The sequence below is a fragment of the Salinisphaera japonica YTM-1 genome, from assembly GCF_003788585.1.
GTDB classification, from domain to species: domain Bacteria; phylum Pseudomonadota; class Gammaproteobacteria; order Nevskiales; family Salinisphaeraceae; genus Salinisphaera; species Salinisphaera japonica.
Genome location: NZ_AYKG01000013.1, coordinates 16386 through 31189 on the forward strand (window position 1 = coordinate 16386; position 14804 = coordinate 31189).

Below are 14804 nucleotides of genomic sequence, written 5' to 3' on the forward strand. Positions count from 1 at the left end.
GCTATACGGCGCGCCAGCCCCCGGGCGTCGAAACGGCAGCGCCCTGCTCGTCCAGATGAATCAGATGCGCCAGCACCTGACGCGCGGCGACCGGCACCAGTGCGGCTGAGAGCTCGGGATACAGTCGGCCCACCAGCGCCTCGGGCGACCGGGCATGGTCGCCGAGCAGCGCGGCGATCTGTGCCTCGCGCCTCAGACGATGGGCTTTGACCCGCGCGATCTCGCCCGATGCGTTGTCGATCAGGGCGCCATGGGCCGGCGCGATACGCCTGGGCGCCAACTCGGCCAGCCGGTCCAGCGTGGCCAGATAATCGGCCATGCGCCCATCGGGCGGCAGGATCACGACGGTGGCGGCCTGCATGAGCGTATCGCCGGCCAGCAGCAGACCCGTATTCGCGGCAAACACCACGTGATCGGCGGCATGGCCCGGGCTGTGCCACACGGTCAGCATCTGGCCGTCGGCCATGAGACGCTCGCCGTCGGCAAGCGGCCCATCGTTGACGATAGCGCTGTCGTGTTCGCCGCGTGTGTGCTTGGGCCAGGCCCGAATCGGTGCGCCGGTCATCTCGGCCAGCCGAGCCGCACCGGCGGCGTGATCGGCGTGGCGATGGGTCAGACAGATCGCCTGGATATCCGGGCCCGCCAGATCTTCAAGCGTGTCCAGATGGCCACGATCATCCGGGCCGGGATCGATGATCAACGTCTGGCGGGTGCCCACGATATAGCTGTTGGTGCCCGGCCCGGTCATGGGCGACGGGTTGGGGGCCAGTACGCGTGTGATACCGGGGGCGACACGCACGGGCCGGCCGGCGATCAAGGCCGGGTCATCGGTCGCGTGTTTATGGCTCATCGCCTGTCGCCGCCTGCGCTGTCATCCAGCCCGGCCAAGGCCGCGGCCACCGAACCAAAACCGACGAGCTGTTCCAGCGTGGCCCGGGTTGGCGTCATGAGCAGGCGCTTGCCGGCGCGTGCCTCGGCAAGCGCCTGGCCGGGCAATACCCACTCGGCCTGCGTGGTTTCATCGCCATCGGCCGTGGCGATCTGGCCGGCTGGGGCGGCTACGGCATAGAACTGGGTGGCATAGCGCTTGGGCGCACCGGCCGGCGTGGTCCAGTGGGCAAACGACACGAGCGCGTCGGTATCAAACGATAGCTCGAGCCGGCGACAACACGCGTGCCAGTCGATGTCGCCAGCACAGAGCGCGCCGCGCGTTGCGGCGATATAAGCGGGCGCGGTCGTTGGCTCGGCCGTGAGCGCGACCAACAGGCCGGCTTCTTCAAAACATTCGCGTATGGCCGCACGGCGATAAGCGGCGTCGGCACTCGCGCCGTGGTGATCGGCGGCGTCCACCGCCCCGCCGGGATAGACATCGGCATTGGCCCCGAAGACATGGCTGGCCGCGCGGCGTAGTAACAACACGCACAGCCCGTGCGGCGAATCGGCCAGCACGGCGACGGTGGCCGCCTGGCGAATCGCTACCGATGATTGCGGATAGGGGGGCTTTCGCATATTCGCTAGCATAGCGGTTTCTTGTTCTGTCTCGTTTGGCCATGACCGCAACCGATCTGGTGTTCGTCTACGGCACCCTGCGCCCCGGCGAGCGCAACGCGCACTGGCTGGCCGGCGCGCAACATCTGGGCCCTTCGGTCTCGCCGGCGGCCTATACGCTGTGTGACACCGGCCCGTATCCCGCCGCACTCCCCTATGGCCATACCGCCCTGGTGGGCGATGTCTATGCCGTGGATGCGACCACCCTGGCCGATCTCGATACGTTGGAATCCTATCCGGTGTTCTATTCGCGTCGCGTGATCGAGACCGATTACGGCCCGGCCTGGATCTATGTCTGGGCCGCCATGCGTAAACACGACTGGCCGGTGATCATCGAAGGCGACTGGGTACGCCGTAACACGCGCCCCGCCATCAACTGAATTGACTGCACGCCTGAAGGGAGAAACCGCGTGAGCACCACCCCCGCACGCGACAGCGCCACGACACCGCGGCCCGAGGATGGGCCGGTCCGCGATCTCTATGATCTGGTCACCGGCGACGAGAATGCTCGGGTCTGTACCGATATTTCCGAGTCGGCCTGTCGTGAGCAGCCGGCCAATTTCTTCATCCATCTGGTATCGCTGTTTGCCACCAAGGCCGGCGATCTGCTGGCCAGCCCCAAGCTCGTGCTGCCCTGGCTGTTGGCCAGCCTGGGCGCGCCGGTCTGGATGGCCGGCATGCTGGTGCCGATTCGGGAATCCCTGGCCCTGCTACCGCAGCTGGTCGTGGCCGGCTGGATACGCCAGGCCCCGGTGCGTAAATGGTTCTGGGTGGCCGGCTCGCTCGTGCAGGGCATGATGATCCTGGCCATGATCGGCACGGCACTCATGTTCTCGCCGGCCGTCGCAGGCCTGTCGATCCTGGCGCTGCTAGCTGTTTTTTCGCTGGGACGCGGCGTGTGCTCGGCCTCGTACAAGGATGTCCAGGGCAAAACGATCGCCAAGACACGGCGCGGCACGGTGTCCGGGTATGCGGCCAGTGGCGCGGGCGGGCTGGCCGTTGCCCTCGGCGTGGTGCTGTATGTTCTGCCCGGTGCCCGGAATTTCGCCCCGATTATTGGCCTGTTGGCGATCGCCGGCGGGCTTTGGCTGATCGCTGCCGGCGTGTTCGCCTGCCTGCGCGAGTTTGCCGGGGCCACCGAAGGTGCGGGCAACGCGCTTAAGACGGCGCTGTCGAGCCTGTCGTTGATTCGCGAAAAACCCGCTTTCGGACGTTTTATCGCCGTGCGTGGCCTGCTGATCGCAACCGCTCTGGCAGCGCCTTATTATGCCCAGCTGGCCCGCACCGCGGGCGACGCCTCGATCGGCCACCTGGCCGTGCTGCTTGGCCTGTCAGGCCTGGCCTCGTTGGTCTCGGCCCCGTTCTGGGGCCGTTTTTCTGATTATTCGGCACGCCAGGTGATGATACTGACCGGCCTGGCGGCCGCGGTGTTGAATGCCGCGGTCGCGCTCGTTGTCATCAGCGGTTTGGGCAGCTGGGCCGGGGTCTGGCCGTTCGCTGGCGCTTATTTCGTGCTGGCCGGTATTCATGCCGGCGTGCGCCTGGGCCGCAAGACCTATCTCACCGATCTGGGCAGCGCCGACGACCGGGCCCAGCTCACCGCTGTGGCCAACACCACGATCGGTATCATTCTGTTGGCCGGCGGCGGCGTGATCGCCGCGATCGGCCTGCTCGGAGCCGCTGCAGCCGTTGCCGCACTGGTGGTGCCCGCAGCGGCCGCGGCCTGGCTGGCCCGTGGCCTGCCGGAGCTGGAAGCCCGCGGCTAGATACCATCTAGACTGCCTCGATCACACGGGCGTCGGCGTATAGTCGGTTGTAACGCGCAACCCTACGTCGACGCTCATGAAACGAACTCTCTTATCCCTCGCCCTGCTGCTGACCGTGGCCGCACCGGCACTGGCCGGGCCACAGGATGCTTTCAAATCCAACGCCGGGGCCGATCAAGCCGTGGCGATCTTCGCCGGCGGTTGTTTCTGGTGCATGGAAGAAGCCTTTGACCCGATCAAGGGCGTGAAACAGACCATCAGCGGCTATACCGGCGGCCACGTGGCGGATCCGTCGTACAACGACGTCACCTCAGAAACCAGCGGCCACGCCGAGGCGCTCAAGGTGGTCTATGACCCGAGCCAGGTCAGCTACGACCATCTGCTTCAGGTGTTCTGGCACAACGTCGACCCGACCGATGCCAAGGGCCAGTTCTGTGACCGCGGCGACTCGTATCGCTCGGAGATCTTTGCCGTGAACGCCAAGCAGATACAGGCCGCCAAGGCCTCGAAGCAGGCGCTACAGCAGAGCGACAGTGCGCCCTCGCCGATCACGACCCAAGTCGTGCCGGCGGTGACGTTCTACCCGGCCGAGGCTTATCACCAGGACTATTACGAGAAGAATCCGCTGCGCTACAAGTTCTATCGCAACGCCTGCGGCCGCGATCGCACGCTGGACAAGCTCTGGGGTGAGGCGGCCCGTACGCCCGAGTCATAGGGCGTGTCGTCATAAGATAAGGCGGCGCACCGGCGGCCAAGCCGCGGCAAGACAAGGCATCGCGCGTGCAGCGTAGCCGTGCCACGTAAGAGAGCCAGGAGGATAACAATAACGCCGTATTGCCGCGGCTTGGCCACCGGCCCCGACGGGGTTGCTCGCGCCGGACGCGCCATGCCGCGTTACGGACCTTGACCTGATACGCCACGCTCGGCGGCCCGCGCCTTGCCTGACACGCCCGGCGCGGGCAATGCGACGTCATATCTCCTGACGACACGCCCCAACCGCTCAACTTGGCGAGATCATCTCGTCGACCAGCGCCAGGACCAGATCGCCCGCGGCCAGTTCGCGGCTTAGCGCCACGCCCTGGCCTGCCCAGTTCGGGGCATAGCGATGATCGCCGTTGGCCTTGGCCGCGGCGTGGAGCTGTTTGGCCGCATCGTAGGCCAACGGGTAATCCGGCACCCACGGCGCGCCCGGCGCGATATCGCTCTGGAACGGGCCGATGAGGCCCCGTGCCGGCCGGCCCGAGATCGCCTGCGTGATCTCGGTGGCCTGACCCATGCGCAGCGCATCACGATAGGCCGGTGCGGCCGCGGATTCCGGGCAGGCCACGAACGCCGTGCCCAGCTGGGCCGCGGCCGCGCCGAGGGAGAGCACGCCGCGGATGGCCACGCCGTCCATCAAGCCGCCCGCGGCGATGATCGGCAGGCTGTAGGTGCTTTCCAGAATCCGTAGCAGGGCCACGAGCCCGAACTCGGCATCGTTTTCAGCCTCGAAATTGCCACGATGACCGCCGGCCTCCACGCCCTGGGCGATCAGCGCATCGGCCCCGCCGTCCACGGCCTGCGCGGCCTCGCCCGGCGTGGTGACACAGATCCACACCTGGCCGCCGTAGTCGTGAATACCGTCGACGAGTGCCGCACTCGGCACACCGAAATGAAAGCTCACCACCGGCGGCCGAGTCTCGAGAATGACCACCTGCATGGCCGGGTTGTCGTTGATCGGCTGATAGATATTGGCCAGATCGTCCGGGACCGCGGCGCCCTGGGCCTGAAAATACGGCGCCAGATGCGCCAGCCAGGCCCGGCGTGTCTTGGCGCCACTCGCCGGCGATGCATGACAGAAGAAATTCACGTTGAACGCGCGATCGGTCAACGCACGCACGCCCTCGATCTCTTCACGGGCTTTTTCTGGCGAGGACGCGCCCAGCCCCAGCGAGCCCAGCGCCCCGGCCTCGGACACGGCCGCGGCCAGCGCCGGCGTGGTGACTCCGGCCATGGGCGCCTGAACGATGGGGTGGCGTAGCGAGAGTTGATCAACCAATGACACGAGCGCTCCGACAAAACCTTGTACGTCGTCGTAGGCTATTCTTTTGTTACCGGCAGGGAAACTGCCCGCAAGAAATACCCGATATTTCCCTCGTTAATCGCAAGTTCCACGCGGCAACGGCCGCTACATCGCCCCGGTTTTCCGGAGATCTATTTGATTGATCGTTATAAAATCGCAGGTGAGCAAGGCCGGTTCGAATCCGGCTCGAACGGCACGGTGCTGGAGAACAAGCTCGGTGTTATCGATCCGAACGAAATGAACGACGCCGAGCTTTATCTACTGCGCAGTCTGTACGAGGTCGTTTTTGTCGACGAGTTTCCGGAGCGACAGATAACCGTTATCGACCTGAAACGTTGGCACTATCGCTGGCTCGGCAACATTTATGGGTGGGCCGGAGAAGAACGCTCGGTCAATATGGCCAAAGATGGCTTCCAATTCGCGGCCGCCGCGCAGATTACTCGCCTACTGAACGTCTTTGAACGCGATTGCCTGGCGCGCTATACGCCCTGCACTGTATTTGACGATGAGATGCTGATTCAGGCACTTGCGGTCACACACGTCGAATTCATTCTTGTGCATCCGTTTCGCGAGGGCAACGGCCGTCTCGGCCGATTACTAGCGGATGTAATGACCTCCCAAGCAGGTCGCGGCCTTTTGGATTATCGACCATGGGATATGAATCGCCAAGCATATTACGCGGCAATTCAGGCAGGTGTGGGCTGCGATTATGAGCCGATGCAAGACCTGATGAGTGCCGCATTACATCGCTGAATCAATCGGCGAGGCTGAGGTGCCGGAATTTGTTCGAGTTTGTGTCCCGAAGTTTTGCGTTAACTACTTCGAACTTCTCACCCGTCTCCAATGCCGTCGAGCTGGCGACCGCGAGTCGAATAGCTGTGCGGCTCGGTTTTGAGCGCGATGCGTTAGGCGACTTATGCTGAAAGGCCATGCGATTTCCGCTGACGAGAACACCAACCAAAGTCTACCGCGCCAAAAGTAATAGCGATAGCGGCACCAATGAAGCGTATCTGGACGGTACCTCGGGAGTAGGCGCCGCTATGCTGAATACATTTGGACCAAGCCGCCAAGCACAAGCCTTCACGACCGAAACCGATCCAACCCGCGACAGACACCGGCCAGCGCCGCGCCGGACACGTTGTGCCAGACCGAGAAGATGGCACCGGGCAGGGCGGCCGCGGGGCCGAAGTATTGTTGGGCGAGTGCCACGGCCAGGCCAGAGTTCTGCATGCCGACTTCGATGGCCAGGGTGCGCGCGATGACGCTGTCGCGGGTGGCCAGCCACGCCAGCGTATAACCGGCCGCCAGCCCGATCGTGTTGTGCAGGATGACAGCCACGAGCACCAACGCGCCGAGAGTGGCGATATCGGCTGCGTTCAAGGCCACGATGATCGCGATCACCGCGCCGATGGCCGCCGCTGACAATAACGCACACCAGCCGTCACGCTCGGGCCAGCGCGGCCCGATCCAGCGATTGACCAGCATGCCCGCGGCCACGGGCGCGACCACGATCTTGGCGATCGAGACCAGCATGGAAACCACCGGCACGCCGATCTGGGTGCCGACATAGGCCCAGGTAAGCAATGGCGTGGCCGCCACGGCCACCAACGTGGAAATACTGGTCAAGGTGATCGACAGCGCCACATCCCCACCGGCGACAAACGTGATCACGTTGGAGGCCGTGCCACCGGCCACGCTGCCGACCAGCACCAGGCCCAGCGTCAATTCACGCGACAGGCCCAGGCCGTGGGCGATGACCAGTGCGGCCAACGGCATCAGCCCGTATTGCAACACCAGCCCCAGGATGACCACCGGCCAACGCGAGACGGCACGTTTGAAATCCGCGGCCTTCAACGTAAGCCCCATGCCGAACATGATCAGAATGAGAAACGGCACGATGAGAAACGCGCCCGGGGCGAACACCGCGGGCAACCCGTAGCCCGCGCCGGCCATGACGAGTGCATAGAGCGGAAAACCGAGCGCGATGGCCGTCGTGCCCGGCGCCTTCATCGCGCCACCCCATCGATGCCGGCCCGGCCCAGCGGGTCGAGGCCGATCTCGCGCAGGCGGGCGGCGGTTTCATACACCGGCAGGCCCATCACGGCCGAGAAACTGCCCGCCAGATGCACCACGAACTGCCCGGCCTGGCCTTGGATGGCATAGGCCCCGGCTGCGCCCTGGGGCTCGCCGGTGGCCCAATAAGCCGCGATCGTGGCCGGTTCCAGCCTGGCCAGCGTGACCTGGCTGATCACAGAGCTGACGTGTATCGGCACCCCCGGAGCAATCACGGCCAGCCCGGTGATCACCCGGTGAGTCGTGCCCGATAGCGCGCCGAGCATTCGCTGGGCATCGGCCAGATCGCGCGGTTTGCCAAACGCCTCGTCGCCGTGGGCGACGACCGTGTCCGAACCGATCACACACGCCTGCGGATAATCCGGGGCGATCGCACAGGCCTTGCCGCGCGCCAGGCGCTCGGCCAACGCCACCGAATCTTCGTCCGGATGCGGGGTTTCGTCAATATCGGCCGGGACGGCCGTGAACGACAGCCCGAGCTGTTCGAGCAGGCGCGCCCGTTGCGGTGAAGCGGAGGCCAGGACAATAGGCGTGTTGATCATGGCATGGGGCCTGTCGTCATGAGATAAGCCCTACAGTGGCTGGACATGATCCACCAGCTTATCGCGGGCTGCGAGATCAAAAAACGCATCGCGCATGCGCTCGCCGGCCGTCATGGCCTCACGCCATAAGCGTTGACGGGTGGCGTCATCGCCGGCGTGGCGATAGAAATCACGGCGCTCGGGCACGCGCCCGCCGGGCAGCGCTTCGCGCATGGCCGGCCCGGGGCCAATCATCAGAACGTGATCGGCGTGGCGCGGTCGGCGCCATTTCAGGCGCTTGTCCAACCAACCCGGCACCAGCCGATCCTCGAAGTGTGGCATGAGCACGATGGGGGCAGACGCCCCCGGTGCCAGCAACGGCTGATCGATGTGGTAATCGGTCAGCCCGCCGTCGCGATAGAGCCCGGCCGGGGCGCCCGCCGGGTCGTGTACCGCGTTCATGATCATCGGCACGTTGCCGCTGGCGAACAGCGCATCGAACAGATTGGCCTGCGAAAGTGCGACGGTACGCGTGGCGAAGCCTTCATTGGCCCACACCAGTTCACGGGCGCCGCGGGCGAAAACCACGCGTTCAAAAGCCAGCCCCAGGCCGACCCGATCCACGAGATTCGCCGCCGCGCTCAGACCCAGTGCAGCCCCGAGCCGCAGTCGATTATCGCTGGCTGCCAAGCCCTTGGAGCGACACGTCACCACATGCAGATCAAAACGCGGATTGGACAGAATGCCGCGGCGCACGCCGTCGGTGAGCGCGGTATCCAGGATACCGGCCAGCGTTTCGGTGATGACCCGAGCATCGGGTTTTTCGGCATAGGACTGGGCGATATAGCGCTGGGCAAGCGCATCGATCGCGCCCGCGGGATCATCTTCATGACAGGCCATGGCCCCGGCCCACGCGCCAATGGATGACCCGACGATGGGCAGGTGATGCGCATCACTCAGCCAGTCGGCGAACAGCGTGCGATGAAATGGCGCGATCGCCAGCCATTTCGGCCCGCCGGCCGCGGCGGCCACCGCGCCGATCCGGTCCGGCGTGAGCGCGCCCTCGGCCAGTGCGGCGCGGGCCGCCGGCCCGGCCTTGATCGTGAGCCAGCGGGCAGAATCCACGCCGTCGTTATTCGACGGTGACGATCTTCATGGCGTTGGTGCCGCCGGCACCGTTGAAGTCACCCTTGGTGACCAGCACACGGTCGCCCGAGCTGACGTCGCCGGTTTCCTTCAAACGGGCGATAGCCTCGTTAATGGGCCGCGAGCCGTCCATCTCGGTGGGCTTGAAAGCCACCGGATAAACGTTGCGACACAGCGCGAGATAGTTCTCGGTGTGCTGGTGCTGGGTCATCGCATAGATCGGGATATTGGTGTCCTGACGCGACATCAGCATGGCCGTGGTGCCGGACTCGGTCAGGGCCACGATGGCATCGGCGTGCATGTGGCGCGCCGTGTAGGCCGTGGCCATGGCGATGGCCTCGTCGGTGCGCCGGAAATGCGAGGCCAGACCGCTGGTCTTGCGTTCACGGATCGACTCGCGCTCGGCGCCCAGACAGATCCGGCTCATCGACTCGACCGTCTGGACCGGATATTTGCCCACTGCCGATTCCGCCGACAGCATGACCGCATCGGTGCCGTCGAGCGTGGCGTTGGCCACGTCCAGCACCTCGGCGCGCGTGGGCACCGGGTTCTCGATCATGGATTCCATCATCTGCGTGGCGGTGATCACCAGCCGGTTCATCTCGCGCGCGGTGGCGATGATGCGTTTCTGCACCCCCGGCAATTCGGGATCGCCGATCTCGACACCCAGATCACCACGGGCGACCATCACCACATCCGATGCCGCGATGATTTCATCCAGCGTATCGATGGCCTCGGCGCGCTCGACCTTGGCACACAGCCGGGCGCTGCCGCCGGCTTCAGAGAGCATTCGCCGGGCCTGGTGCATATCCGAGGCACTGCGCACGAACGACACGGCCAGGAAATCGACCTCCATTTCGGCAGCCAGCTTGATATGCCCGAAATCCTGTTCGGTCAGCCCGCCGGCCGACAGGCCGCCGCCCCGCAGGTTCACGCCCTTGCGGCCCGACAGCGTGCCGCCGACCTCAACCTCGGTGACGATCTGGGTCGCCGTGACCTCGGTGACCTTCAACGAGATCGCCCCGTCGTTGATCATCAAATAATTGCCGGCGCGCACATCGGACAGCAGCGGCTTGTAATAGATCGCCACCGCGTCCTTCGTGCCGGCATCACTGGCCATCTCGGTGTCCAGCGTGAAGGTCTGGCCGTTTTCCAGCTCGACCTTGTCATCGGCAAACGACTCGATACGAATCTTCGGGCCCTGCAGATCGGCCAGCACACCAACTGACTTGCCCAGCTCGCTGGCAACCTGTCGCACTGTGGACACGCGCTTTCTATGCGCGTCGGCGTCGCCGTGCGAGAAGTTGATCCGCACCACGTTGACCCCGGCCTGGATCAAGCGCTTGAGAACATCCGGGCTGTCACTGGCCGGCCCGAGCGTGGCTAGAATCTTGGTTTTTCTGTGCATGAGACGAATGCTAGCACTTTGTCGACGTGGCGGCAGGCCTTGAGGGTAACGGTCCCATGATTTGATCACCGGCTAAGGCGATTGTCTTATGGCAGCGGGGCACGCCGCGCGGCATGCTGGGCGGCTCGTTATTGAAACCGTTCCCAACCGGATCTGTCGTGTCGGACTCCTCTTCCATGCCGAAACGGCCCGGCGGCACCAGCCGGCGCCCGACCATTCGCGATGTGGCCGCGGACGCCAACGTGTCCAAGACCAGCGTATCGCGCTATTTCGGCGCCGAGCGCGAACGGCTGTCGCCCGAGCTCAAGGATCGTATCGAGGCCTCGGTCGAACGCCTGGGCTTTGCCCCGGACCGTATTGCGGCCAGTCTGCGCGGCGGGCGCACCCGCCTGATCGCCGCTCTCGTGGCCGACCTGCGCAACCCCTACAGCGTGGCCGTGATACGCGCCGCGGAAATGGCCTGTATGGATGCCGGCTACTCGCTGATGATCTGTAATACCGACAACGACCCGGCCACCGAGCGCCGTCAGCTGGCCGCCCTGGATGGCTACAGCGTCGAGGGCCTGATCGTGAACACCGCCTCGGGCGATGCCAGCGCGCTCTCGGAATTATCCGAGCAGGGCCTGCCGATCGTGCTGGTCGATCGACGGATTCCCGATCTGGCCTGTGATGTCATCGGCCTCGATGACGGCCAGGCCGTGGCCGACTGTGTCGATCACCTGATCGGCCAGGGGTTCACCCATCTATCGCTGGTCAGCGAGCCGGTCGCCGGCATCAGCCCGCGCGAGTCCCGCGTGGCCGGCTTTCGTGCGATCTGTCGTGATCGCGGCATCGACCACGACTGGCACGAACTCGAAGCCGACGCGCCCGGCGCCTTCGACCGGCTGGTCGCCGAGCGCTTGGCCGAGGCACCGAATACCGCGATTCTCACCGCCAACGGCGTGATGACGCTGGCCGTATGTCATGCCATGAACCGCGCGGGCCCGGATGCCTTCGCCCGGCTCGGCCTGTTGGGCATCGACGAGCTGGACTGGTGTGCACTGGTCGGCCCGGGCGTGTCGACGCTGGCCCAGCCGGTCGATGCCATCGGCCGCCATGCCGTGCGTGCCCTGCTCGGCCGGCTGTCCGGCACGCTGACCGCACCCGCCGGCGAACAACGCCTGCCCGGCCGGCTCATCCCCCGCGGCTCGACCAAGCGCGGCTGACCGGGTCTATAAATCGTCCAGATTCGACACGAAATCACGGCCCTTGGCCGCCGCCTTGTCGATGAACACCACATCATCGGGCGCGCGACGCGGCGTATCCAGGGTCAAGAACACAGCCGGGCCAGCCGCGATCTCGGTGATCGCGTGCACCACGCCGCGCTTGAACGTGACCATCTGCCCGGGCTCGATCAGCCGCGGCGTCTCGTCGTCGATCTGAAAACGCACCGCGCCCGAATACATATACAGATGCTCGTCACAATGCTCGTGGTAATGCGCCGGCAGCGGATGATAAATCCGAAACACCCGAGCACTGGCCTCGGGGCTATCGGTCAGATACGCATCGATCAGGATGGTTTCAGAAGTCTGCGGAAACCGCTCGGCGATCTCGGCGACGTCGTGAAAAGAAAAACGGGCGTTATCGGTCATGGGTCTCCGACTGGCAGATTGAACGTTTCTGTCTATTGAACGCGTTATAAGCCGATGCGCAAGCCCTATCCCGAAACGCCCGACGGGCGCTACTTCGTCGCCAAACGCCGGCTGTGGCGTAAGACCAATCCGCGCCTGGCTGCCGATACGGAAAAACGCTGGGTCTCAGAACTCATGTCCGCCCGTCGCGCGGTCAAGGCCGCCGGCGACGACGAGACGGCCGAACGCGCCGCCCGCGATCGCGTCCAAGCCGCCAAGGAAGCGCTCGGCGAGCGCGGGCCCGTTTGGTGGGACGACGGCGCGCCCGATGAAACCGGCACCCATCCAGAGAACTCGAGCTATGCCGCCTGGTGGGCGTCTGTTTCTTAGCTTGGGGCTTCGTTCTTCAAGGCATTTCGTCCGCAAATGCACGCGAATAGACGCGAATGTGGGTTTCGTGGGGCGGAAGTTTTCGAGTCATCGCACTCTGTGGCGCGGCCGGGCAGACTGGCGTAGGGCGTGCGTGGGCCGCGGACCTGTCGGGACCGTGGTGCGCGCGGGGCCGGCGGCTTTGATCCTAAATAACCGCAAATGAGCGGCGCGGTGTCTTGTCAGTGGCGTTGTGGGTGGCGTGTTTTAGGTCGGGGCTCCGTTCTTTGAGGCATCCTCGTCCGCAAATGCACGCGAATAGACGCGAATGTGGGTTCGGTGGGTCGGCGGCCTTCGAGTCATCGCACTGATTGACGTCTGGGACGGTTGGGCCTCGGGCATGCGTGGGCCGCAGGCCTTCCTCAATTCACGGGTGCGCGTTGGGCGGCGGCTTCGATCCTGAATGACCGCAAATAAGTGGCGTGGTGCATTGCCGGTGGCGTTGTTGGTGGCGTGTTCGAGGCCGAGGCTTCGTTCTTTGAGACGTTTGCGTGGAAATTTCTAGAGAACGAAACCTTTCACTACAAAAAACCGCGAATCAAAATCGAGCAACCAAGCCTGAAATATGATTTGCGGTCATTCGGGGCCGGAACCACCAAACCAACGCGTGCCGCCCGACCCCGTTACGTCCGCGGCCCTCACGCGCCCTGAGCCAGACTGCCCGGCCGCGCCATAGAGCGCGACGACGCGAAGACTGCCGCCCCACGAAACCCACATTCGCGTCTATTCGCGTGCATTTGCGGACGAAGATGCCTTAAAGAACGAAGCCAGGCGTTAGACAAACAACCAAACGACATACCGGCCATCCATTTGACGTCTCATTCGCGGTCATTCAGGAACAGCGCGGCTCAACCAACGCGCGCCACGGTCTCGCTAGGTCCGCGGCCCTAGCGCGCCTCAAGCCAGACTGTCGAGCCCCGCCACAGAGCGCGACGACGCGAAAACCGCTGCCCCACGAACCCCACATTCGCGTCTATTCGCGTGCATTTGCGGACGAATGCCTTAAGCAGCGAAGCCCGGTCAATCAATCGCCCGCCACGGGCGTGCCGTCATTGGCCAACGGGTTCTTCGAAGACGGCGTCGGTGCACGCATGAGTTCGATGAACCGTTTGTCGAAGGCGTCGCGATCCAGGGTCATCTGTACGGTGGCAAGCGGGCCGTGGTGCTCGGGCTTGGTGTCTTCGGTCCAGGCCAGGGTATTGCCATAGCTGGGGCCATGGCTCATGTCGGCATCGAGATAAAGGTTGCGCGCGTCGGTGACCAGCTCGGGATACAGCCAGCCCAGCGCCGCGATCTCGTCCCACATGTAATAGCGCTCGGTATCGAAGGCCGCCAGATAGTTTGCCGCCGGGGTATCAGCGCGCGTGATCTTGTCGTGCATGGCATCGGTATAACGGCTTTGCAACGAGATATCGATCGGCGTGACGATGATTCTGTGCCAGGCGGCGGTGAGCACTGCATGCGCGGCTTCGGGATCGAACCAGACATTGAACTCGTGGTTCGGCGTGGTGGTGAATTCCGGGTCATCGGTGACCGGTGAGATCGAGCCCCCCATGAACACCAGCTGCTTGGCCGTGTCCGCAAAGCTGGGATCCAGTCGCTGGGCGATCGCCAGATTGGTCAGCGGCCCGGCGGCATAAACGGTCACCTCGCCCGGATGGGCATGCACGGCATCGATGAGGAACCGGGCGGCCGCCTCGCGCGCGGGGGCGGTTTCCGGCGGGCCTTCAATCATGTCGGGCACCGCGTTCGGGTCGTCGGGATAAGCCGACGGATCGCTTCCATCACCACCCCAGGCGCCCAGCCAGGCGAGCTGGCCATAGAACGCCTGATTGGCCAGGGTTTCGGCCTTCGAACGTACCAGCGGGTGTACCGCACCTTCGTAGACCGGGATATCACGCCGGCCGAGGTATTCGAGCATGCGCAGCGTGTGCTGGGTTTCCGCGTGCATCCAGGCGTTGCCAGTGACCATGGCGATGCCTTCGACACGCACCTCGGGCGACTGGATCAGGGTCATCATCGACCGGATATTGGAGCCGCCCGGGCCGGAGCCGTCCTGGTCGATCACGACGCGCTCGACGCCCTGTGCCGGGCTCGTACCGATCATTACAAGAATCGCGAACGCCGTGATCACGGCTGTGCGTTGTTTGAAAAGCATGCGGGTGTACTGGCAGATGAGTGACCGGGAATGAAGATCAGTCTGCCACCTCGGCCCGTGCCTGTCCCGTGCGGGCGTGGATC

At 64.7% G+C, this 14804-nt stretch carries 15 protein-coding genes; 6 read left to right on the plus strand and 9 right to left on the minus strand.

Features of this window, described 5'->3' with window-relative positions; translation table 11 throughout:
• Position 1: 1 nt before the first annotated feature.
• Both SAJA_RS05645 and SAJA_RS05650 read right to left on the minus strand, forming a co-directional pair.
• Positions 2–850, minus strand: coding sequence for an MBL fold metallo-hydrolase (locus tag SAJA_RS05645; protein WP_123657690.1), 849 nt, complete (start codon positions 848–850; stop codon positions 2–4).
• Entirely contained in the window at positions 847–1509 is a 663-nt protein-coding gene (locus tag SAJA_RS05650; protein ID WP_184999761.1) for an NUDIX hydrolase, read from the minus strand. Before SAJA_RS05650 ends, SAJA_RS05645 begins: the two co-directional genes overlap by 4 nt.
• A 41-nt stretch (positions 1510–1550) precedes the next feature.
• On the opposite strand from SAJA_RS05650, the gene SAJA_RS05655 reads away from it, so the two are divergent.
• From SAJA_RS05655 to msrA, 3 genes are all read left to right on the plus strand, one after another.
• Positions 1551–1928, plus strand: coding sequence for a gamma-glutamylcyclotransferase family protein (locus tag SAJA_RS05655; RefSeq protein WP_123657692.1), 378 nt, complete (start codon positions 1551–1553; stop codon positions 1926–1928).
• A 30-nt stretch (positions 1929–1958) separates the two neighbouring features.
• Positions 1959–3314, plus strand: coding sequence for an MFS transporter (locus tag SAJA_RS05660; protein WP_221180136.1), 1356 nt, complete (start codon positions 1959–1961; stop codon positions 3312–3314).
• Positions 3315–3390: 76 nt separating this feature from the next.
• Entirely contained in the window at positions 3391–4029 is a 639-nt protein-coding gene (gene msrA, locus SAJA_RS05665; RefSeq protein ID WP_123657693.1) for a peptide-methionine (S)-S-oxide reductase MsrA, read from the plus strand.
• 285 nt (positions 4030–4314) lie between these two features.
• Here msrA and SAJA_RS05670 read toward each other — a convergent pair whose 3' ends face one another.
• On the minus strand, positions 4315–5358 hold the full coding sequence (locus SAJA_RS05670) for an NAD(P)H-dependent flavin oxidoreductase (protein ID WP_123657694.1): 1044 nt from the start codon (positions 5356–5358) through the stop codon (positions 4315–4317).
• 156 nt (positions 5359–5514) lie between these two features.
• Here SAJA_RS05670 and SAJA_RS05675 point away from each other — a divergent pair, with 156 nt between their 5' ends.
• On the plus strand, positions 5515–6129 hold the full coding sequence (locus tag SAJA_RS05675; RefSeq protein ID WP_184999765.1) for a Fic family protein: 615 nt from the start codon (positions 5515–5517) through the stop codon (positions 6127–6129).
• 327 nt (positions 6130–6456) lie between these two features.
• On the opposite strand, the gene SAJA_RS05680 is transcribed toward SAJA_RS05675, so the two are convergent.
• The 4 genes from SAJA_RS05680 to pyk are packed head-to-tail and all read right to left on the minus strand — an operon-like array spanning position 6457 to position 10524.
• A complete protein-coding gene (locus tag SAJA_RS05680) occupies positions 6457–7386 on the minus strand; it encodes a bile acid:sodium symporter family protein (RefSeq protein ID WP_123657696.1) in 930 nt (309 codons plus the stop codon).
• On the minus strand, positions 7383–7991 hold the full coding sequence (locus SAJA_RS05685; RefSeq protein WP_245963237.1) for a Maf family protein: 609 nt from the start codon (positions 7989–7991) through the stop codon (positions 7383–7385). Before SAJA_RS05685 ends, SAJA_RS05680 begins: the two co-directional genes overlap by 4 nt.
• A gap of 30 nt (positions 7992–8021) precedes the next feature.
• Entirely contained in the window at positions 8022–9095 is a 1074-nt protein-coding gene (locus SAJA_RS05690; RefSeq protein ID WP_123657697.1) for a patatin-like phospholipase family protein, read from the minus strand.
• Positions 9096–9102: 7 nt separating this feature from the next.
• A complete protein-coding gene (pyk, locus tag SAJA_RS05695; RefSeq protein WP_123657698.1) occupies positions 9103–10524 on the minus strand; it encodes a pyruvate kinase in 1422 nt (473 codons plus the stop codon).
• Between the two features lie 158 nt (positions 10525–10682).
• Between pyk and SAJA_RS05700 the strand changes: the two genes are divergently transcribed.
• Positions 10683–11729 (plus strand): LacI family DNA-binding transcriptional regulator, encoded by a 1047-nt coding sequence (locus tag SAJA_RS05700; RefSeq protein ID WP_221180137.1) that lies wholly within the window; start codon positions 10683–10685, stop codon positions 11727–11729.
• A gap of 6 nt (positions 11730–11735) precedes the next feature.
• Here the strand turns inward: SAJA_RS05700 and SAJA_RS05705 are convergent, their stop codons facing one another.
• Positions 11736–12155, minus strand: coding sequence for a cupin domain-containing protein (locus SAJA_RS05705; protein WP_123657699.1), 420 nt, complete (start codon positions 12153–12155; stop codon positions 11736–11738).
• A 54-nt stretch (positions 12156–12209) separates the two neighbouring features.
• Between SAJA_RS05705 and SAJA_RS05710 the strand changes: the two genes are divergently transcribed.
• Complete coding sequence (locus tag SAJA_RS05710) at positions 12210–12524, plus strand: hypothetical protein (RefSeq protein WP_123657700.1); 315 nt, start codon at positions 12210–12212, stop codon at positions 12522–12524.
• 1063 nt (positions 12525–13587) lie between these two features.
• Here the strand turns inward: SAJA_RS05710 and SAJA_RS05715 are convergent.
• On the minus strand, positions 13588–14697 hold the full coding sequence (locus SAJA_RS05715) for a nucleoside hydrolase (RefSeq protein ID WP_221180138.1): 1110 nt from the start codon (positions 14695–14697) through the stop codon (positions 13588–13590).
• Positions 14698–14804 lie beyond the last annotated feature (107 nt).

Coding starts and splice junctions, on each gene's coding strand:
- SAJA_RS05645 (WP_123657690.1), bottom strand. CDS start 850: ATGAGCCATAAACACGCGACCGATGACCCGGCCTTGATCGCCGGCCGG.
- SAJA_RS05650 (WP_184999761.1), bottom strand. CDS start 1,509: ATGCGAAAGCCCCCCTATCCGCAATCATCGGTAGCGATTCGCCAGGCG.
- SAJA_RS05655 (WP_123657692.1), top strand. CDS start 1,551: ATGACCGCAACCGATCTGGTGTTCGTCTACGGCACCCTGCGCCCCGGC.
- msrA (WP_123657693.1), top strand. CDS start 3,391: ATGAAACGAACTCTCTTATCCCTCGCCCTGCTGCTGACCGTGGCCGCA.
- SAJA_RS05680 (WP_123657696.1), bottom strand. CDS start 7,386: ATGAAGGCGCCGGGCACGACGGCCATCGCGCTCGGTTTTCCGCTCTAT.
- SAJA_RS05685 (WP_245963237.1), bottom strand. CDS start 7,991: ATGATCAACACGCCTATTGTCCTGGCCTCCGCTTCACCGCAACGGGCG.
- pyk (WP_123657698.1), bottom strand. CDS start 10,524: ATGCACAGAAAAACCAAGATTCTAGCCACGCTCGGGCCGGCCAGTGAC.
- SAJA_RS05705 (WP_123657699.1), bottom strand. CDS start 12,155: ATGACCGATAACGCCCGTTTTTCTTTTCACGACGTCGCCGAGATCGCC.
- SAJA_RS05710 (WP_123657700.1), top strand. CDS start 12,210: ATGCGCAAGCCCTATCCCGAAACGCCCGACGGGCGCTACTTCGTCGCC.